Origin of the sequence: Couchioplanes azureus, from assembly GCF_014648355.1 — a bacterium.
Lineage (GTDB): Bacteria > Actinomycetota > Actinomycetes > Mycobacteriales > Micromonosporaceae > Actinoplanes > Actinoplanes azureus.
The window spans coordinates 66,383-86,022 of record NZ_BMQY01000002.1; the positions used below are offsets into that span (position 1 = coordinate 66,383).

Here is a 19,640-nt window from a genome sequence, read left to right on the forward strand (position 1 = left end):
CGTCGGGGGCGTACCGGGGCGGGCCTCAGCCGACCGGGACGACGGTGGCCCGGACCTGGTTGCGCCCGCCCCGCTTGGCGGCGTACAGCTGCTCGTCGGCGGCGCTGATCGCCAGGTCCAGCGTGGTGACGTGGTCGAGCAGCGCCGCACCGATCGACACGGTGACGTCGACGGCGCGCCCGTCCGGCAGCGGCACCGGCTCGCCGCACACGGCGCTGCGGACCTTCTCGGCGACCAGCCGCAGCACCCCGGCGTCCGGTACGGCGCCCAGCAGCACGCAGAACTCCTCGCCGCCCCAGCGTCCCACCAGGTCGTCGGCGCGCACCGCCGCCGCCAACCGGCGGGTCACCGCGACGATGACGGCGTCGCCGGCCTCGTGGCCGTACCGGTCGTTGATGTGCTTGAAGTGATCGATGTCGACGAGCAGGATGCCGGCGCTCGCGCCGCGGCGGGAGCCGTCGAAGGCCTCGCCGAACGCCCGCCGGTTGGCGGCACCGGTCAGCGGGTCGGTCCGCGACAGGCGGTCGGCGACGGCGTGCGCCGCCTCCAGCCGCGCCTGGACGCGGCGCACGTCGGCGAAGAGCAGGCCCACCCGGACCACCAGGGCGAGGTAGCTCACCGTGACCAGCACCAGCGCCACCGGGTTGAAGTGGCCGAACGCGGCGTGCAGCAGCACTCCCAGCACCACGAGCGCGCTGCCGGCGGGTGCGGCGAACATCCGCCAGCCGGTGACCTCCACCTGCTCCACCCGCGGTACCGCCTGCCACGCGGCCCGGGCCAGCGCCACCGCCACGAACGGCCAGGCGCCGAACAACAGCCGGTCGGAGGCGTGCGCCGACAGGTAGGCGCCGTCGATCGTGGCGCTGCCGGCCAGGCCGGCGACCAGCCAGCCCCAGCCACCGTGCACGCGCCAGCCGTGCACGGCCAGGACACTGGTCACCATCGCCAGCAGCACGATGTCGCCGGCCGGATAGGCGAACGCGGCCACCAGGTCCACCACGCGCACCGACGCGGCGTCGCCGGGCCGGTAGACGTCGACCACCGCGACGGCGTACACGGCCCCGATGGCACAGCCCACCACGACGCCGTCGAACCACAGGTTGCGCGGCACCGCCGAGATCCGGGCTCGCAGCAGCAGCACCAGCGCCGCGCCGACCAGCGGGTACCACGCCAGCCACGCGGCGTCGCCCAGGCTCAGCACCGGGTACGTGTCCAGGTGGCGCAGCCACACCAGCGAGTACATGTTGCCCAGCCCCCACAGCAGCAGCGCGGCGCCCAGCAGCGTCCACGCCGGCCGCTCCCGTGGAGTCGCCGCCGCCCGGCACAGACACGCGGCGGCCGACAGCAGCACCGACAGCGTGTAGAGCACGTACCGCCCGGCGTCCCCGCCCAGCGGCATCCGCGGACCGAGCAGTGCCGCGAGGACGGCGATCAGGGCCACGGCCGCGGTGAGCAGCACCAGCGAGGCGCCCGCCCGGGCACCCCACCGCGGTACGCGGACGCCGACCAGCCGCCCCGCACCCCGGCCGTCGCTCACGATCTCCGAGGCTACGGGAGGTGGGGTGCCGTCACCCTCCAATCGACCACCATGTCAGTCCGGCAGCGGCAGCAGGTCGGGTGCCACCCAGCCGGTTCTCGCCTCGGCCGTCGCCAGCGTCGACGACCGGTAGTGCCGGGCCAGCAGCCGCTTGTCCAGCAGTGCCGGGTGGCGGCCGACGAAGGTCTCGAAGTCGTCGCCGCCGCCCGCCGCGTGGTGGCCGACGAGCTCGACCCAGGCCCGGCTGACGGTCGCGTGATACTTCTGCGGCGTGCCGGCGTACCGCGCCGTGCGCCGGATGCCGTCGCCGACCAGGGCGATCGCGGCGGCGGTCCCGTGGCGGCGCACCGCGAGCCAGGTCAGGTGCACGTGTTCGCGATGGCCGAACCGGTCGGCACCGGCCATGACGTCGGCCATCAGGGCGTCGAACGCCCGGTCGCCGGGCGGCTCCGGGTCCGTGGCCGGATCGCGGCTCACCGCCCGGCCTCGGTCAACGCTCGCAGGACCGCGCGGGCGGCGGCGACCGTGTCCGCCGGGACGCCGGCGAGCGCCCGCTGCTCCAGATCGCGCAGTCTCTGCCGGATCAGCGCCGCGGTCCCGGTGCCGTCCGGCGTGAGCTCGATGAGCACGGCGCGCCGGTCGCCCGGCCGGGCGCCGCGGGTGATCAGGCCCCGGCGCTCCAGGCGGTCGAGGATGCCGGTCAGCGTCGTGGGCCGTGACCCCACGGCGGCGCCCAGCTCGGAGACCGTGCGGGGCACACCGTCCGCCAGGTTGCCGAGAGCGTTGATCTCCGACGCCGTCAGATCGAGGTCCACCAGCTCGGTCGTGATCAGCTGGAGCGTGGCATGCGTGGCGCGCTGCAGCTCAAGTATTACGGATTCGGTGTTCACGGATCAGGATTATACGGTTTCGTACAACTTCCGTCGAGCCGCGGATCAGCCACCGGCCGGGGCCGGGCAGCCGGCCGGCGCCGTGAGAGCGGCCGGGCCCAGCGCCCGCATGACCAGCGCGACCACCAGCGGGTTGCCCGGCAGCTCGCCGTGCGCGACCCGGGCACCGGGGCAGAGGTCCTGCAGCGCCACGTTGACCGCGCCGTCCAGCCGGGCCGAGTCCGGCGGCTGGACCGTCCGGTCGTCCTCCGTCCACACCGACAGCCAGGGCAGCCGCTCCGGCAGCGGGGCGTCGGCCAGCTCGTCCAGCAGGTCGCTGCCGGTGGCGAGCTGGCGGCAGGCGGTCGGGCACTCGTCGCGGGCGAAGGCCGCGCCGGCGGCGGCGAGCCGGGTGCCGTGCAGCGGCGAGCCGAGGCTCACCACACGGCGGGCGACGACCTCCCCCTCGTACCGGTCGATCCAGATCCGGGCCACGACGCCGCCGGCGGAGAAGCCGACCACGTCGACCGAGGGGGCGCCGTCGCCCAGCTCCCGGCGCACGGCCTCGTCGAGGACGGCGGCCTGGCGCAGCAGGTCGCCGGTGCCGCCGTCGGGCAGGGTGAGCACGGTGGCGCGGCGGCCGTCCGCGGTCAGCCGCTCGGCCAGCGGCGCCAGCGAGGCCCGGCTGCCGCCGTACCCGGGGACCAGCAGGACCGGTCCCGGGCTGGCCTGGTCCGCTCGGGCCGTGGGGCGGTCGTCGGCGACGAGCCGGAAGGCGGCCAGCACCAGCAGGACCAGCGCCACCGCGGAACCCACGCCGATCAGGAGGCTACGTCGGGCCGGCATTGCCCCATCGTCGCGCACCGGCCACGGCACATTCCGGCGATCGGGGATGCCGGCCGCCCGCGCCGCCATAACGCCTGCCGCATATGGCCTGCGATATGCACGTATCACCTTTTTCAGATGGACTGAGCCGCACCGCGCAGCCATTGACGACTGTCACTTTGTTACTTAGCGTTCAAGAACGTAACCGGCGCGGTCCCCTGCCGGCTCCTCCGCCCGAAAGGCAGTCCACCATGCTCCGAGGAGTACGCCGCACGACGCTCGCTGTCACCGCGCTCCTGCTGCTCGCCGTCGCGGGCGTGCCGGCCACGGCGCACGACCCGGGCACCCCGGAGGGCCGGGCCGAGCAGGCGGAGCTGCTCCGCATCTACGAGCCCACCTGGCGCAGCGGCGAACGCCTCGCCGGCGCGCCGCTGAGCTGTGTCGACGGCAAGGTCGACAAGTACCCGTGCAAGAACGTCGACCTGCTCAGCTTCCTGCCGCAGTCCGAGCTGGGCGGCGGCGGCTCGTCGAGCATGTGGTACTGGACGGACGCCACCGACCGCAACGAGTACGTCCTGTACTGCCGCTCCAACGGGGTGTCCTTCGTCAACGTCACCGACCCGGTCAACCCGAGGTACGTCGGCAACCTCCCGGCCACGAACGGCCTCAACTCCTCCTGGTGCGACGTCCGCACGTACCGCAACTACGCCTACATCGGCAAGGACTCGGTGGCGCACGGCATCCAGGTCTTCGACCTCAACCGGTTGCGCGGCGTGACCACCACGCAGACGTTCACCCCGGACGCCCACTTCACCGGCCTGACCAACAGCCACACCCTGTGGATCAACCAGGCCACCGGCTTCCTGTACGTCTCCGGCGCCAACACCTGCCGCAAGGGCCTGACGATCTACGACATCACGACGCCGCTGACCCTCGAGCTGGCGGCGTGCTACGACCGCGAGGTCTACTCGCACGAGTCCATCGTGGTGAACTACAGCGGCCCGGACACCCGGTTCACCGGGCGGGAGATCGCCTTCAACTACACCGGCCAGGGCAAGCGCTTCCAGATCCTCGACGTGACCGACAAGGCGGACATCAAGCTCCTGTCCAGCGTCGCCCACCCCGGCGCCAGCTTCGTCCACCAGGGCTTCCCCACCAGCGACTACAAGCACATGATCGTCAACGACGAGACGATCAGCACCCGGGGTGGCAGCCCCGACTTCGTCTACAACATCGAACGGCTCGACGCCGCCCGCTACGTGGGCAAGGACGTCAGCACGCGGGGCACCTTCGTCAACCACAACGGCTACACGGTCGGCAACCGGCACTTCCAGGCGTCCTACCGCGGCGGCCTGCGCATCCTGGACACCACCTCCGCCGCCTCCGCCCGGCTGCCCGAGGTCGGCTACTTCGACACCGACCCGGACTCCAACGCCAAGGGCTACAGCGCCACCTGGATGGTTCTGCCGTACCTGAAGAACGGGGTGGTCGCGGTCCAGAGCATCGGCGTGGGCCTGTACCTCGTGCGGCCCACCGGCGCGGCGGCCGTCCGCTGACCGGTCAGCCCGCCGGCGCGGACCGCCCGGTCCGCGCCGGCACCGGCCGGGGTCACCGCCGTCTGACCGCGGCGGTGACGCTCGCCGCGTCCGTCGCGGCCGCCTATCTGCTCGCCGACAGCCGTGGCCCGGCCCCGGCGCCGGCCCTCCCGCCGGCCGCCTACCACACCGACGGACTCTCCGACGCCTACGACGGCTTCCGCGCCGAGGCGCTGACCCTGCCCACGGCCCGCGGCCCGGGCCGGTTGTCGCTGCGCATCACCGGCCCCGCCGGGCCGGTCACCGACCTGCGGCACGTGCACACCAAGCCGATGCACATGTACGTGCTGCGCGACGACCTCTCCGGCTACCAGCACCTGCACCCGGAGGTCGTCGACGGCGCGTGGACCGCCCCGGTGACCATCGCCGACGGCGGCGCGTACCGGGTGTACACCGAGTTCGTCCCGCACGACCGTCCCGCGGGCGCCGAACCCACCGTGCTCGGCGTGCCGTTCGTCATCGCGGGCGACACCACCATGGTCCCGGTGCCCGCACCGCAGGAGCGGGCCCGCTCCGGCCCGTACACCGTGCGCCGCCTCGACGGCACCGCCGACCTGGCCTCCGGGGCCCCGACGGCGCTGCAGTTCCAGGTGTCGCGCGACGGCCGCCCGGCGAGGCTCGAACCGTACCTGGGCGCGTACGCCCACCTGTCCGCCTTCGAGGTCCGTACCCAGGGCCTCAAGCACCTGCACCCGCTGCCGGCCAACGCCACCGGCGACGCCCCGGCCGACGGCGTCCTGTCCTTCCACGCCGCCTTCGCCGAACGCGGCGACAAGCGTCTGTTCCTGCAGTTCCGCGCCGGCGGCACCGTCCACGAGGTGGCCTTCACCATCTTCACGACCTGACCGGTGGACGGGCGACCGGCCACGGCTCAGAAGGTCCGGTGGTACAGCGAGCAGCCGCGGCACACCTCGGGCGGGTCGTCGCCGGTGAGGCGGCGGCGGAACTCGCGGTACGCCGGGCCTCGCCAGATCTCCGGGAAGGTCTGCTCGGTGACGTCGCCCAGGGAGACCCGGTCGTCGCCCATGACCATGCAGCACGGCTGGACGACCCCGGCGCTCGTGACGTACGCGGCGTCCCAGGGCCACGAGCAGCCGCGCCGGTGCGCGCCGCCGGGGTCCGGTGCGCCGACGGCCGGCAGCCGCAGGCGCAGCCCCAGGTCGCGGGCCGCCTCGGCGGCGGCGGCGAACGCCTCCCGGGCGCGGTCCTGGTCGGCGCCGGTCCACAGGGCCTGCTCGGCGGTGAAGCTGCGGATGCCCTCGTAGCGGCCGGCGGGGTCGGTGTCGGAGAAGCTGTGCGACAGGTTCTGCACGTGCAGCTCGTCGACGCCGATCCCGCCGAGGAGCCGCACCAGGCCGGACAGCTCGCCGACGTTGTCGCGCATGGCCACGAAGACCACCCGGATCCACGGCGTCGCGCTGCCCGCGGCGCGCTTGGCGGTCACCAGGCCGGCCAGGTTGGCCACCACGGCGTCGAAGCTCGCCCCCTCGCGGATCTTCTCGTACGCCCGCGGATGGGCGCCGTCGAGGGAGACGTGCAGCCAGTCCACCCCGCTCGCGACCAGCTCCGCGGCGCGCCGCGCGGTCAGCAGGGTGGCATTGGTGTTGAAGCCCACCGTGATGCGCCGGTCCACCGCGGTCCGGATCATCTCCGGCAGGTACGGCGACAGCAACGGCTCGCCGAGCCCCTGCAGCGTCAGCCGCCGCAGCTCCGGGACCTGCTCGACCAGGCGGTGGAACAACTCCGGTCGCATCGCCCCGGAGAGCTTGTTCACCGGCGGCCGGTAGCGCACCAGGCACATCATGCAGCGCAGGTTGCACGCCGACGTGATCTCCAGCTGGAGGTGGGACGGAAGCGGCGGGGAATCGATGCCGGTCGACATGACGAGGGAGTGCCCCGCCCGCGCCGCGGCAAACCGGGGTGACGGCCCGGCGGCCGCGCCCCGCCAGCGCAGAAACCGGGGGGTCGCACGCATTGATCCGAAGCGGGGCACGCTACGTACTCCGGCTCACCAGGGACCATCCACGGTCGTGGCTGGAGGTAGAGATGTTCGCGGTGACGTTTCGATGGCCCGGCCGTCTGTCGGGTGCGGCGCTGGTCGCCGTGGCGATGATGCTCTTCGACCCGCAGGGGGCGCGCGCCGAGCCCGGCGTGCCGGATCCGCCCAACGGGCTGCTGACGGACCGGGGCAAGGGCGAGGTCTCCGACGCTGACCGCGACTTCGCGGTCAAGGTCCGCCTCGCCGGGCTGTGGGAGATCCCCGCCGGCAAGATGGCCCAGGAGAAGTCCGACGACCCCCGGATCCAGTCCATCGGGCGCGACATCGCCGCCCAGCACGTCGCGCTCGACAAGCTCGTTCGCGACGCCGCGAAGAAGCTGGACGTCGAGCTGCCGGACGAGCCCAACTCCGACCAGCAGGGCTGGCTCGCCGAGATGCGCGACGCGGAGGGCGAGGACTTCGACCGGGTGTACATCGACCGGCTGCGGGCCGCGCACGGCAAGATCTTCCCGGCCATCGCCACGATCCGGGCGAGCACCCGCAACGACACGGTACGCAAGCTCGCCCAGCGCACCAACCAGTTCGTCATGACGCACATGACCCTGCTGGAGAGCAGCGGCATCGTGAACTTCGCCGCGCTGCCGACCGCGCCGCCGCCGAACGCCGCCCCGAACGGACCGGCCGGCGCCGCACAGCTGCAGACCGCGGGAAGGTCCACGACGACGACGTCGGTCGGCGGCGCGCCGGTGGTGGCCCTCGTCCTGGTCGCCCTCGCGAGCGCGGCCGTCACCGTCTTCATCTGCCGGCACTTCATTCGGGATTCCCGCCGGTCCTACTCCTACCGGCGACAGCGAGGCCGCTACTTCACCTCCTGATCCGCACCGGCGGAGGGCGCTGTCCCTAGCCTGGGGGCATGTCGCTGGTCCGCTCCGCCGGTCTACAGATGTTCCGGCAGGTCGTCGAGTCTCTCGGTGGTGACGCCGTCGGCTGCGCCCGGCGGGTGGGGCTGCCGGTGGAGGCGCTGGACACCGACGAGTTGCTGGTCGAGGACTCGAAGCTGGCGGCGGTGCTCGAGGTGGCGGCGGCCGACCTCGGCTGTCCCGATCTCGGGCTGCGGGTGGGCCAGGCCCAGGACCTGAGCCTGCTGGGGCCGCTGGCGGTCGCGATCCAGCATTCGCCGTCGGTGGCCGACGCCCTGGAGTGCACGTCGCGCTACATGTTCGTGCACGCCCGCGACCAGAGCGTCTCGCTGGTCGAGGATCCGGAGGGCGACCGCGGTGTGGTCGCCCTCCGCTACGCGTTCCCGGGGGTACGGCCGCTGCCGCAGGCCACGGACATGACGGTGCTGTTCCTGCACCGTACGGTGATGTTTCTCGCGGGCGGCCAGTACGGGCTGAAGTCGGTCGACCTGCCGCACGACCCGGTCGCGCCCCGGCGGCGCTACGAGGAGGCGTTCGGCGCGCGGGTGCGCTTCGGTCGCGCCGCGGCGGTGCTGCGGCTGCCGTCCAGCCTGCTGTCCCGCACGCTGGACGGCGTCGATGCGACCGTACGCGGGCTGGCGCTGGCCTTCCTGTCGCGCCAGTCCCCCGAGGCGGGCAAGGCCGTCACGTCGCGGGTGCGCGCGGTGCTCGACCAGTCGCTGGGCACCGGGTCGACCGAGCTCGCGGACGTCGCCCGCGCGCTGGCCGTGCACCCCCGGACGTTGCAGCGGCAGCTCGCGGCGGAGGCGACCTCGTTCGGGGCCGTCCTCGACTCGGTGCGCCGGGCCCGGGCGCGCTCGTACCTCACCACGACCACCATGCCCCTCGCCCAGGTCAGCAACCTGGTGGGCTTCGCCGAGCAGGCGGTGCTGACCCGGTGCGCGAAGCGGTGGTGGGGACGTACGCCCTCGCAGCTGCGGCGGGAGGCCCGCAGCCGCGACTGAGCTGTCGTGCAGGATCAAATCATTGTCGCGTAGGATCAATTACTCGTCGGTAGGTTGCCTACGCTGGGGGCATGGATTTCAGCCCGTCCCCCCGCGCGGCCGAGCTCACGGAGGCCGTCCGCGCCTTCGTCGAGGACGAGATCGCCCCGGTCGAGGACCACCTGCACACCCGGGCGGGCGAGGCGCGCCGCCACGGCGGCGGAGCCGACCTGTGGCGGGTGCCCGACGAGGTCCGCGAACTGCAGCGCAAGGCCCGCGCCCAGGGCCTGTGGAACCTGTTCCTGCCGGCGGGCCACGAGGGCCCGTACGCCGAGCGGTTCGGCACCCGCGGCGGCGCCGGACTGACGAACGTGGACTATGCGCCCATCGCCGAGGCCACGGGCTGGTCCTTCCTCGCCCCGTACGTGTTCAACTGCAACGCGCCGGACACCGGAAACGCCGAGCTGCTGCTGCGCTACGGCTCGCCGGAACAGCGCGAGCGGTGGCTCGACCCCCTGCTCGACGGGCGGATCCGGTCGGCGTTCGCGATGACCGAGCCGGCGGTGGCGTCCTCGGACGCCACGAACATGCAGCTGACCGCGGTCGTCGAGGGCGACGAGGTGGTGCTCGACGGCCGCAAGTGGTGGACGACCGGGATCGGCCACCCGGACTGCGCCGTCCTGGTCGTCATGGGCCTCAGCGCGCCGGACGCACCCCGGCACCAACGGCACTCGATGGTACTCGTCCCCCTCGACACGCCCGGCGTGAAGGTCGAGCGGATGCTCGACACCATGGGGTTCCTGGACGAGCCCTTCGGCCACGGCGAGGTGTCGTTCACCGATGTCCGGGTCCCCGCCACCCACGTCATCGCCGGTCCGGGCCGGGCCTTCGAGCTGGCACAGGGCCGGCTCGGGCCGGGCCGGGTGCACCACGCGATGCGCATGATCGGGCTGGCCGAGCGGGCGCTGCACCTGGCGTGCGAGCGCGGCCTGTCGCGCCGGGCCTTCGGTAAGCCGCTGGTGGACCTCGGCGGCAACCGGGAGCGCATCGCGGAGGCACGCATCGCCATCGACTCGGCCCGGCTGCTGATCCTGCACGCCGCCTGGAAACTCGACCGGTACGGCCCCACCGGCGCGCTCAGCGAGGTCAGCGCCATCAAGGTCGCCGCGCCGAACGTGGCCCAGCAGGTCGTCGACTTCGCCATGCAGATCCACGGCGGCGCCGGGCTGTCCGGCGACTTCCCGCTGGCCGGCGCGTGGACCGCGGCCCGGGCGGTGCGCCTGGCCGACGGCCCGGACGAGGTCCACAAGGGCGTGGTCGCCCGCGTGGAGCTCGGCAAGCACGGAGCGGCCCGATGAGCGGGCGCCGGGTCCTCGTCACCGGAGGGGCCTCCGGCCTGGGCCGGGCCCTCGCCGCGCAGCTCGCGGCCCGCGGGGAGCGGGTGCTCGTCACCGACCTGGCGCCGGAGCACGACGTGCCCGCGGGCGCGCTGTACCAGCGCCTGGACATCACCTCGGCCGGCGACTGGGGAGCCGCCTGGGACCGGGTCGAGCGCGATTTCGGGGGCCTGGACCTGCTCGTCAACAACGCCGGCATCGCCGCCGGCGGGCGGGTCGACCGGCTCGGCGACGCGCACTGGCGCCGGGTCCTGGAGATCAACGTCCTCGGCACGGTGAACGGCTGCCGCACCTTCGCCCCGATGCTCAAGCTGCAGGGGAACGGCCACATCGTCAACGTCGCGTCGATCGCCGGGCTCACCCATCCGGCCGCGATGAGCTCGTACGACGCCAGCAAGGCGGCCGTCGTCGCGCTGTCCGAAGGCCTGCGCCACGAGCTGCGGCCCTGGGGCGTCGACGTCAGTGTCGTCTGCCCGTCGTTCTTCCGTACCAATCTGGCCGCTTCGCTCGGCGGCGACGACCCGCTCATGGAGCGGATCGCGACCAGGCTGATCGCCCGCGCGCCGCTGGACGCCACCGAGATGGCGGCCCGGGTCCTGCGGGGAGTCGACGCGAGGCGCTTCCTGATCCTGCCGGACCGGCCGGCCCGCAGGGCGTTCTGGAGCAAGCGCCTGGCGCGTCCGCTCTACGACCGCCGGATGATCGCCGCCGGCGCCCGGATCCGCGACATCGAGCTCGGCGACGACGCCGCCGCCCGGGAGGCGTCGTGACCCGCGGCGTCGTCCTGATCACCGGCGCGAGCGCCGGCCTCGGCGCGGAGATGGCCCGCCAGTTCGCCGCTCTCGGCTACGACCTGGCGCTGTGCGCGCGGCGTACGGACCGGCTCGACGTGCTCGCCGGCCGGATCCGCGCCGACACCGGGCGGCGGGTGGAGACGGCCGCGCTGGACGTCACCGATGCCGAGGCGGTCACCAAGGTCTTCCACACCTTCGCCGCCACGTTCGGCCGGCTCGACCGGGTGATCGTCAACGCCGGCCTCGGCAAGGGCGCCCCGCTGGGCACCGGCCGCGCCGACGCGAACCTCGCCACGGCGATGACCAACTTCGTCGGGGCCCTGTCGCAGTGCGAGGCCGCCCTCGAGATCTTCCGTGCGCAGGGACGCGGCCATCTCGTCCTGATCTCCTCGATGTCGGCGCTGCGCGGCATGCGCCGCTCGATGACCACGTACGCCGCGACGAAGGCGGGCGTGGCGGCGATCGCCGAGGGACTGCGCTCGGAGCGCATCCGGGGGCTCGACGTCTCGGTGATCTATCCCGGCTACATCCGCTCGGAGATGAACGCCCACGTCGAGCAGAAGACCCGCTTCATGGTCGGCACCGAGACCGGCGTGCGGGCGATGGTCCGGGCGATCGAGAAGCGCCGCGTCAAGGCGTACGTCCCGCAGTGGCCCTGGGTGCCGCTGGCCGCCGCCATGAAGGTGCTGCCCCTGGGCATCGTCCGGAGGCTCACGTGAGCGACCGGGAGGTACGCGGGGAGGACGCCTTCGACGTCCGCGCGATGGCCGCCTGGCTGGCCGCGAACGCCACCGGCGCGGACGCCGGGATCGACCTCACCGCGGTTCCCGAGGTGCGCCAGTTCTCCGGCGGCGTGTCGAACCTGACCTACCTGCTGCGCTACCCGGGCGGTGACCTCATCCTGCGCCGGCCGCCCCGGGGGACGCACGTCAAGGGCGCGCACGACATGGCCCGCGAGCACCGGGTGCAGACCCAGCTGGCCCGGCACCTGCCCTACGTACCCCGCACCGTGGCCCTGTGCGAGGACGCCTCGGTCATCGGCACGCCGTTCTACGTCATGCAGCGGCTCGACGGTCCCATCCCGCGCAAGGAGCTTCCCCGCGGCGTACACCTGGATCGGGAGCAGACCGCCGCACTCTGCCGCAACGTCATCGACCTGCTGGCCGGCCTGCATTCGGTGGACGTCGCCGCCACCGGCCTGGGCGACCTCGGCAAGGGCGACGGTTACGTCGCCCGGCAGGTCTCCGGCTGGTCCGAGCGGTACCGCCGGGCCCGCACCCGCAACGTCGGCAGCTTCGAGACGGTGATGCGCTGGCTGGACGAGCACCGGCCCGCGGAGCGGCCGCACACGCTCGTCCACAACGACTTCCGCTTCGACAACGTGGTGCTCGACCCGGCCGATCCGACCCGCCCGATCGGCCTGCTCGACTGGGAGCTCGCCACGGTCGGCGATCCGCTGCTCGACCTCGCCAGCTCGCTGGGCTACTGGGTGCAGCCCGGCGACGGGCTGCTGCTGCGCCTCTTCCGCCGCCAGCCCACGCACCTGCCCGGGATGATGACCCGCGAGCAGGTCGTCGCCTACTACTGCGCCCGGACCGGCGCCACCGTCACCCACGCCGAGTGGGCCTGGTACCAGGTGTTCGGCCTCTTCCGGGTCGCCGTCATCGCCCAGCAGGTGTACCAGCGGTACCTGAGCCGGCAGACCACGAACCCCCAGTTCCGGCTCTTCGGGATCGCCGTCGTGGTCCTCGAGCTGCGGTGCCGCCGCATCATCCGGCGCGCCCGCAGGATGTCCCCGCGCACCGCCGCCACCCCCGTCCGGCCGTCCCACCCGGGACGGCGCCCGACCACCGAGGAGCCCTCGAAATGAGCCGCAGCAACAGTCAGTACCGCTTGGCAGCCCGCCCGGTCGGCCTGCCGAAGCCCACCGACTGGGAGTACGCCGAGGAACCGGCCGCCGAGCCGGGCGAGGGTGAACTGCTGATCCAGACCCTCTACCTGTCGCTGGACCCGGCCATGCGCGGCTGGATGAACGAGGGCAAGTCCTACATCCCGCCGGTCGGGATCGGCGAGGTCATGCGCGCCGGCGGGGTGGGCCGGGTCGTCGCCTCCCGCCACCCGCGCTTCGCCGTCGGGGACCACGTGTCGGGCGCCCTCGGCGTGCAGGAGTACTGCCTGTCGGACGGCCGCGGGCTGACCAAGGTCGACCCGGCGCTGGCGCCCCTGCCGGTCTACCTCGGCGTGCTGGGCATGCCGGGCATGACCGCGTACTTCGGGCTGCTCGACATCGGCCGCCCACAGCCCGGGCAGACCGTCGTGGTGTCCGGCGCGGCCGGGGCGGTCGGTAGCGTGGTCGGCCAGATCGCCAAGCTCCACGGCTGCCGGGTGATCGGCATCGCCGGCGGCGAGCGCAAGTGCCGCCTGGTCGTGGAGGAGTTCGGCTTCGACGCCTGCATCGACTACAAGTCGCAGGACGTCCGCACGGCACTGCGCGAGGCGGCACCCGACGGGGTGGACGTCTACTTCGACAACGTCGGCGGCGACATCCTGGACGCGGTCCTGACCCGGCTGGCCCGGGGCGCCCGCATCGTCATCTGCGGCGCGATCTCGCAGTACAACGCGACGGAGCCGGTCAAGGGCCCGGCCAACTACATGTCCCTGCTGATCAACCGCGCCTCCATGACCGGCATGGTGGTCTTCGACTACGCCGACCGGTACGGCGAGGCCGCCGCCGAGATGTCCGGGTGGCTGGCGGCCGGGAAGCTGCGGTCTCTGGAGGACGTGGTGGAGGGCGGCGTGAAGGCCTTCCCGGAGACCCTGCTGCGGCTGTTCCGTGGCGAGAACACCGGAAAGCTCGTCCTCAAGGTGGCGGATGAGTGAAATCCGGCCCTAATCCGGGCATGTCCGACACGTGACGGTGGTGGGCGGTGAAGGATGCCCTCGTGGTGTACGCGAAGGGCGGCCGTCCCGTCACGGTGGATGAGTACAGCGACTGGAACGCGCAGGAGCTGGCGCGGGAGCGGATCAGCCGCCGCTCCGTACTGAAGGCGGTCATGGCGGGCGCCGGGGGCTACGCGTTCGCGCAGTTCCAGCTCGCCGAGGCCGCCTTCGCCGCGGGCGGCGGCACGGCGGGCCGGGCCGGGGTGGTGGTGTCCGGCCGCCACCTGTCCTTCGTGCCCGGCGCCGACGGGGTGCTGCGGCCCGCGATGGCGGTGACGGCGCAGCTGGTGAGCAAGACCGGCACCCTGCCGGCCAAGCTGCGGGCGTTCGTCGACGTCGGCGCCGCCCCGGGGCAGTACGGCACCAGGGTCGAGGCGGCCATCACGCACCTGGTCGGCCAGTACGCGATCCCGGGCGGGCCGATCGGCAGCCAGTTCTACCTCAAGGCGACCGTCGACGGCCTGCGCCCGGGCACGGTGTACCACTACCGGGTCCGGCTCTCCGACGGCACCGTCAGCGGCGACGCGCACTTCACCACCGCCCCGGTACGCGGCGCCGCGGTGCCGGCCCCGTTCACCTTCACCGCCTTCGCCGACGTCGGCACCAACACCGCCCCCACCGATCCCCGGTACGCCTGGGGGCAGAATCCCTCCTCCGTCGTCGCCGCCGGGGGCACCTGGCCGGCGGGCGTCTTCGACGACAACTCGTACCTGCCGGACGACCCGGTCGCCGGGCCGCAGGGCACCGACCGGCGTCCCGCGCTGACGCAGACCCTGCTCATGGCCACGCAGAAGCCCGTCTTCACGTTGCTGGCCGGCGACATCTGCTACGCCAACCCGTCCGGCTCGGGCCTGCCCGCGGACGACACGACGGCGCTCACCCGGGTCGCGCCCAAGGGCAAGAACCTCTACAACCCGTACGTCTGGGACGTCTTCCTCAACCAGATCGAGCCGCTGGCCGCCTACACGCCGTGGATGTTCGCCACCGGCAACCACGACATGGAACCGCTCTACGGCAAGACCAGGTTCCTGGGTGACAGCCCCACCCACGGGTACGGCGGTCTCGTCGAGCGCCTCGACTTCCCGGGCAACGGCCCGAAGACCTGCCCGTCGGTGTACCGGTTCGTCTACGCCAACGTCGGCGTGATCTCCATCGACGCCAACGACCTCTCCGCCGAGCTGCAGACCAACACCGGCTACTCCCGCGGCGCCCAGCTGAGCTGGCTCAAGCGCACCCTGAAGGAATGGCGCACCCCGGGCGAGCGGGCGAAGAACATCGACTTCGTCGTCGCGTTCCTGCACCACTGCGCCTACTCGACGACCAACAACCACGCCTCCGACGGCGGCGTGCGCGACGCGCTCGACCCGCTGTTCAGCAAGTACCAGGTCGACCTGGTCGTCCAGGGCCACAACCACCTGCTGGAACGCACCGACCCGATCCGGTACGGCAAGCGGACCCGCTCGGCGCCCGACGGCTCGACGATCCACCCGGCCAAGGACGGCGTCACGTACATCTGCGTCGGATCCGGCGGCCGTCCACGGTACCCGTTCCGCCAGGCGCCGGGCCCCGCCGCGCCGCCCCCGGCCGGCGTCACGCCGACCGGACCGCAGAAGCTCGCCGCCGGCCAGCGCTACCGCGGATACCAGCCGCCCGGCGGCCCGAACTCCAGCGAGAACAACACCGAGAACATCGTCAACAGCTACTTCTGGTCGAGGGAGAAGAGCTCGGTCAAGCCGGCCGGCCACCCGGCGGGCAGCCGGGTCCCCGAGGTGGTCGACTGGTCCCAGGTCCGCTACGACGACTACGCGTTCATCGCCGTCGACGTCGTGCCCGCCGCCCGCGGGGCCCGCACCACGCTGACGGTGCGCAGCCTGGCCGACGCCCTGCCGGGCACCACGGGGCCCTACACCGAGATCGACCGCATCACCCTGGCGCGCACCGCCGGCCGCGGTGCGATCGCGGCGTCGGTCCGGGAGGGGCTCGAACCTCTGCGCTGACGCGTCCACGACACCGCACGCAGGCGGCTATCGGTGGTGATCGAAAGTGATTAGCATCGATGGATCCACGTGCGACAGGAGACGCGTTGAAGAAGACACCGCCCGTGCTCGTATCCGTACTCCTCACCGGCCTCGCGACGGTGGTGGCCGGACCTGCCGCCGCGGCACCGGCCGCCGTGCCCGGCGAGCTGCGGCAGCTCCAGACCCGCCAGTCGCTGCTCGGCACCCACACCTGGTACCAGCAGACGTACCGGGGAATCCCGGTCTTCGGCGGCTACTACGCCACGCACCAGGCCACCGACGGCACCGTCACCACCGCCGACGGCCGCAAGACGATCACCGGCCTGACCGGCACCGCCGCGGGCCTCACCGAGCACCGCGCGCGGTCCGCGGTGGCCGGCCGGCTCGGCAGACAGCCCGCGCGCGCCGAGCTCGTCGTCGTCCCGGGGCCGGCCGCCACGCTGGCCTGGCAGACCCTGACCCCGACCGCGCGCGGCACCGTCCGTTCGCTGATCGACGCGGGCACCGGCGCCGTGCTGCGCGAGGAGAACACGGTCCGCGAGGCCAACGGCACCGGCCAGGTGTTCAACCCGAACCCGGTCGTCGCCCTGCAGGACGAGTCGCTCACCGACCAGGACGACACCGACCACCCCGCGCTGCAGGCCGCCTACCGGCGCGTCATCCTGCGCCACCTCGACCCGGACAAGGAGACGCTGCAGGGCTCGTACGCGAACAACCTCAGCGAGCCCGCCGTCACCTCGGCCGAGCGCACGTACGTCTACCCGCGCTCGGATCCCGGCTTCGAGCAGGTGATGACCTACCACAGCATGACCACGGCCGAGGAGTACATCCACCGGCTGGGGTTCATCGACGTCAACAACGAACCGCAGGACTACGTCACGACCGGGTTCACCGCGGACAACTCGTACTACGACCCGTCGGTGGACGCGATCACCCTGGGCACCGGCGGCGTCGACGACGCCGAGGACAACGAGGTGATCTGGCACGAGCTGGGCCACGCCATTCAGGACGACCAGGTGCCGGGCTTCGGCAGCACGGTGGAGGCCGGCGCCGTCGGCGAAGGCTTCGGCGACTACTGGGCCGTGACGATGTCCCAGGCGACCAGCCCCGACACCGCCGTCACGCCGCTGGCCTGCGTCATGGACTGGGACGCCACCTCGTACACCGACGACGAACCGCACTGCCTGCGCCGCACCGACACCGGCAAGCGCTACCCCGCCGACCTGGTGGGCCAGGTGCACGCCGACGGGGAGATCTGGTCGCACGCCCTCTGGGACGTCAACCAGGCCCTGGGCCGCACCAGGGCCAACCGGATCATCCTCGAGGCCCAGTTCCGCTTCACCCCCGACGTCACCATGCCGCAGGCGGCCGAGGCGACCGTCGCCGCCGCCAGCGTCCTCTACGGACCACGCGCCGCGACCCGGACCCGCGAAGCCTTCCAGGCTCGCGGGATCCTCTCCTAGCACGCCCTACCGGTCTCCCGGTCAGCTGCGGGCACCTGAGCGGGCCCGCAGCTGACCACCGGCTGCCGGCTCCGAGCCGCCCTGTGCCAGGCTGAGCGCCATGAACGGCCTTCGCGATCGCTTCCGCCTGCTGCACGAGTCCGGCACCTTCCTGCTGCCGAACCCCTGGGACACCGGCTCCGCCCGGCTCCTGCAGGGGCTGGGATTCCCGGCGCTGGCCACCACGTCCTCCGGCCTCGCCGCCAGCCTGGGCAAGCTCGACCAGCAGGTCACCCGCGCCGAACTCGTCGCACACGTCGCGGCGGTCACCGCCGCGGTGTCGGTTCCCCTCAACGTCGACGCCGAGCGCTGCTTCGCGGACACCCCGGCCGGCATCGCGGAGACGGTCGACATGCTGGCCGACGCCGGCGCCGCCGGCATCTCGATCGAGGACTACGACCCGGCGACCGGGCGCATCGAGACCGTGCCGGCAGCCGCCGAGCGCGTCGCGGCAGCGGCCCGGGCCTGCGCCCGGCACGGCGTGGTGCTGACGGCCCGCGCCGAGAACCACCTGTACGGCCACGACGATCTGGAGGACACGATCCGCCGGCTCCGCGCCTACGAGGCCGCGGGTGCCGACGTGGTGTACGCGCCCGGCGTACGCACCTCCGCCGACATCGCCCGGCTGGTGGACTCGGTGACCGCCCCGGTCAACGTGCTGGCGATGGCGGACACCCCCGACGTCGCGGAGCTGGCCAGGCTCGGCGTCCGGCGGGTCTCGACCGGCGGCGCGCTGGCCTGGGCCGCCTACGGGGCGCTGCGGGACGCCGCCCGGGAACTGCTGGAGGCGGGAACCACGACGTTCCGGGCCGGCGCCCTCTCCGGGGAAGAGATCGAGAACGCCTTCGGCCGGAGCGCCTGAGGCAGGCCACGCCGGCGTACATGCGATGACATCTCCGGAGGCCTCGCCCTTGCGCCGGCGGCGGCCACCGGCCGCCGTTCAGACATGCCGTCCGCGTGACGTCGGCGCATTCTTCAACGCTTTCTCGAGCTGTTTCCGGCTTGCCGACGTTGCTGCACAGCCTGCCCATCCCCCCGCTCCCGCCGCCACTCATGTGGCGTCCATCTCTTTTCGAGGAACCGGGCCGCGGACGCCGGACGGGGTGAGGCCGTCGCCACCGGCGCCGGCGGGTTGCATCGGCGAGCCGCGAGGAGGTGGCACTTAAATTATTAATCTAAGCTTGACAGGGTGGAGTGGACGGTCGCATGCTGAGCCCGCATCCCCGGAAGTCCGTCCCCCACGGAGGTCCTCGATGAAGATCCCCCGCCCTGCCTGGGCTGCCGGCACCACGCTGGTGCTGCTCGGCGCCGGCATGGTCCACACCGCCACCCGGGCCGAGGCGTTCCCGCCCACCCCCAGGTCGACCGTGATCAGCTACCTGCGGTCGATCACCGGGACGTCCATCGTGTCCGGCCAGCACAACAAGGAACCGGCGGCCGCACCCCGGCAGTACAGCCAGCAGGCCTTCGACGTCACCGGCCAGTGGCCCGGGCTGTGGGGCGGCGACATGATGTTCCGGGCCGAGGACGTCGCCGACCGGCAGCGCGTGGTCGACGAGGCCAGAGCCCAGTGGTCGGCCGGCTCGCTGGTCGCGCTCACCTGGCACGCCTGCTCACCGACCGTCGGCGCCACGTGCGAGTTCGAGGGTGGGGTGAAGACGCAGATCTCCTCCGCGCAGTTCCAGGAGATCGTCACCGGCGGCACCTATCTCAACTCCGTCTGGCGCAGCCGCATGGCGGCGGTCGTGCCCTTCCTGCGGCAGCTGCGGGACGCCGGCGTCCCGGTGCTCTGGCGGCCGTTCCACGAGATGAACGAGAGCTGGAACTGGTGGGGCGCGCGGCCCGGCGCGAACGGCGGCGCCAAGATCTACCAGCAGATGCGCGACTACTTCGACAGCCAGGGGCTCGACAACCTCGTCTGGGTGTGGAACGTCCAGGACAATCCGGCCGGCGGGTGGGTGTCGTACTACCCCGGCAGCGCCTATGTGGACATCGTCTCCCTGGACGCCTGGTACCAGGACCACCCGTCCGCCTCCGACTACGAGCAGATCCAGTCGATCGCGGCCGGCAAGCCGATCGCGATCGCCGAGATGGGCCGGGTGCCGGACGACGCCCTGCTCACCGGCCAGCCGCGGTGGAGCTATTTCATGGTCTGGTCGGAGCAGCTGCGCGGCAGCAACTCCAACGCCGAGATCCAGGCCGCGTACTTCCATCCCCGGGTCCTGAACCGCGGCGAGGTCCGCATCGGAGGCTGACCCGCC

The 19,640-nt window shown here is 72.8% G+C and carries 18 protein-coding genes; 13 read left to right on the plus strand and 5 right to left on the minus strand.

Going from position 1 to position 19,640, the window contains the following annotated elements:
- Positions 1–25: 25 nt before the first annotated feature.
- From IEY99_RS07545 to IEY99_RS07560, 4 genes are read right to left on the minus strand one after another with little or no spacing between them, the layout of a single operon-like run.
- The gene (locus tag IEY99_RS07545; protein WP_189200837.1) at positions 26–1,537 is read right to left on the minus strand and encodes a GGDEF domain-containing protein; all 1,512 of its coding nucleotides are present in this window, start codon (positions 1,535–1,537) and stop codon (positions 26–28) included.
- A 54-nt stretch (positions 1,538–1,591) separates the two neighbouring features.
- On the minus strand, positions 1,592–2,014 hold the full coding sequence (locus IEY99_RS07550; protein ID WP_229798290.1) for a hypothetical protein: 423 nt from the start codon (positions 2,012–2,014) through the stop codon (positions 1,592–1,594).
- Complete coding sequence (locus IEY99_RS07555) at positions 2,011–2,427, minus strand: MarR family winged helix-turn-helix transcriptional regulator (protein WP_229798291.1); 417 nt, start codon at positions 2,425–2,427, stop codon at positions 2,011–2,013. Before IEY99_RS07555 ends, IEY99_RS07550 begins: the two co-directional genes overlap by 4 nt.
- 45 nt (positions 2,428–2,472) lie before the next feature.
- Complete coding sequence (locus IEY99_RS07560; protein WP_189200839.1) at positions 2,473–3,252, minus strand: esterase/lipase family protein; 780 nt, start codon at positions 3,250–3,252, stop codon at positions 2,473–2,475.
- Positions 3,253–3,482: 230 nt separating this feature from the next.
- On the opposite strand from IEY99_RS07560, the gene IEY99_RS07565 reads away from it, so the two are divergent.
- Together IEY99_RS07565 and IEY99_RS07570 are read left to right on the plus strand one after the other, a co-directional pair.
- The gene (locus tag IEY99_RS07565; protein WP_189200841.1) at positions 3,483–4,787 is read left to right on the plus strand and encodes a choice-of-anchor B family protein; all 1,305 of its coding nucleotides are present in this window, start codon (positions 3,483–3,485) and stop codon (positions 4,785–4,787) included.
- A 74-nt stretch (positions 4,788–4,861) separates the two neighbouring features.
- Positions 4,862–5,671, plus strand: coding sequence for a DUF8832 domain-containing protein (locus tag IEY99_RS07570; protein WP_229798293.1), 810 nt, complete (start codon positions 4,862–4,864; stop codon positions 5,669–5,671).
- 26 nt (positions 5,672–5,697) lie between these two features.
- On the opposite strand, the gene IEY99_RS07575 is transcribed toward IEY99_RS07570, so the two are convergent.
- The gene (locus tag IEY99_RS07575) at positions 5,698–6,708 is read right to left on the minus strand and encodes a radical SAM protein (protein WP_189200843.1); all 1,011 of its coding nucleotides are present in this window, start codon (positions 6,706–6,708) and stop codon (positions 5,698–5,700) included.
- Between the two features lie 173 nt (positions 6,709–6,881).
- On the opposite strand from IEY99_RS07575, the gene IEY99_RS07580 reads away from it, so the two are divergent.
- From IEY99_RS07580 to IEY99_RS07630, 11 genes are all read left to right on the plus strand, one after another.
- A complete protein-coding gene (locus IEY99_RS07580) occupies positions 6,882–7,700 on the plus strand; it encodes a DUF4142 domain-containing protein (protein WP_308427022.1) in 819 nt (272 codons plus the stop codon).
- Between the two features lie 38 nt (positions 7,701–7,738).
- Positions 7,739–8,749 carry an AraC family transcriptional regulator gene (locus IEY99_RS07585; RefSeq protein ID WP_189200847.1) on the plus strand — a complete coding sequence of 337 codons (1,011 nt, stop codon included), beginning with the start codon at positions 7,739–7,741 and terminating at the stop codon, positions 8,747–8,749.
- Between the two features lie 71 nt (positions 8,750–8,820).
- Positions 8,821–10,086: an acyl-CoA dehydrogenase family protein gene (locus IEY99_RS07590; protein WP_189200849.1), complete on the plus strand. Its 1,266-nt coding sequence runs from the start codon at positions 8,821–8,823 to the stop codon at positions 10,084–10,086.
- Entirely contained in the window at positions 10,083–10,895 is an 813-nt protein-coding gene (locus tag IEY99_RS07595) for an SDR family NAD(P)-dependent oxidoreductase (protein ID WP_189200851.1), read from the plus strand. The genes IEY99_RS07590 and IEY99_RS07595 overlap by 4 nt, the downstream gene beginning before the upstream one ends.
- Positions 10,892–11,638 (plus strand): SDR family oxidoreductase, encoded by a 747-nt coding sequence (locus IEY99_RS07600; protein WP_189200853.1) that lies wholly within the window; start codon positions 10,892–10,894, stop codon positions 11,636–11,638. The genes IEY99_RS07595 and IEY99_RS07600 overlap by 4 nt, the downstream gene beginning before the upstream one ends.
- Positions 11,635–12,789, plus strand: coding sequence for a phosphotransferase family protein (locus IEY99_RS07605; protein WP_229798295.1), 1,155 nt, complete (start codon positions 11,635–11,637; stop codon positions 12,787–12,789). The genes IEY99_RS07600 and IEY99_RS07605 overlap by 4 nt, the downstream gene beginning before the upstream one ends.
- Positions 12,786–13,799, plus strand: a complete 1,014-nt coding sequence (locus tag IEY99_RS07610) for an NADP-dependent oxidoreductase (RefSeq protein WP_189200855.1) — start codon at positions 12,786–12,788, stop codon at positions 13,797–13,799. Before IEY99_RS07605 ends, IEY99_RS07610 begins: the two co-directional genes overlap by 4 nt.
- A gap of 47 nt (positions 13,800–13,846) precedes the next feature.
- Positions 13,847–15,856: a purple acid phosphatase family protein gene (locus IEY99_RS07615; RefSeq protein WP_229798296.1), complete on the plus strand. Its 2,010-nt coding sequence runs from the start codon at positions 13,847–13,849 to the stop codon at positions 15,854–15,856.
- A gap of 86 nt (positions 15,857–15,942) precedes the next feature.
- Positions 15,943–17,340 carry a M36 family metallopeptidase gene (locus tag IEY99_RS07620; RefSeq protein ID WP_229798298.1) on the plus strand — a complete coding sequence of 466 codons (1,398 nt, stop codon included), beginning with the start codon at positions 15,943–15,945 and terminating at the stop codon, positions 17,338–17,340.
- 100 nt (positions 17,341–17,440) lie between these two features.
- On the plus strand, positions 17,441–18,241 hold the full coding sequence (locus IEY99_RS07625; protein ID WP_189200858.1) for an isocitrate lyase/PEP mutase family protein: 801 nt from the start codon (positions 17,441–17,443) through the stop codon (positions 18,239–18,241).
- Between the two features lie 391 nt (positions 18,242–18,632).
- Complete coding sequence (locus IEY99_RS07630) at positions 18,633–19,634, plus strand: glycosyl hydrolase (RefSeq protein WP_189200860.1); 1,002 nt, start codon at positions 18,633–18,635, stop codon at positions 19,632–19,634.
- Positions 19,635–19,640 lie beyond the last annotated feature (6 nt).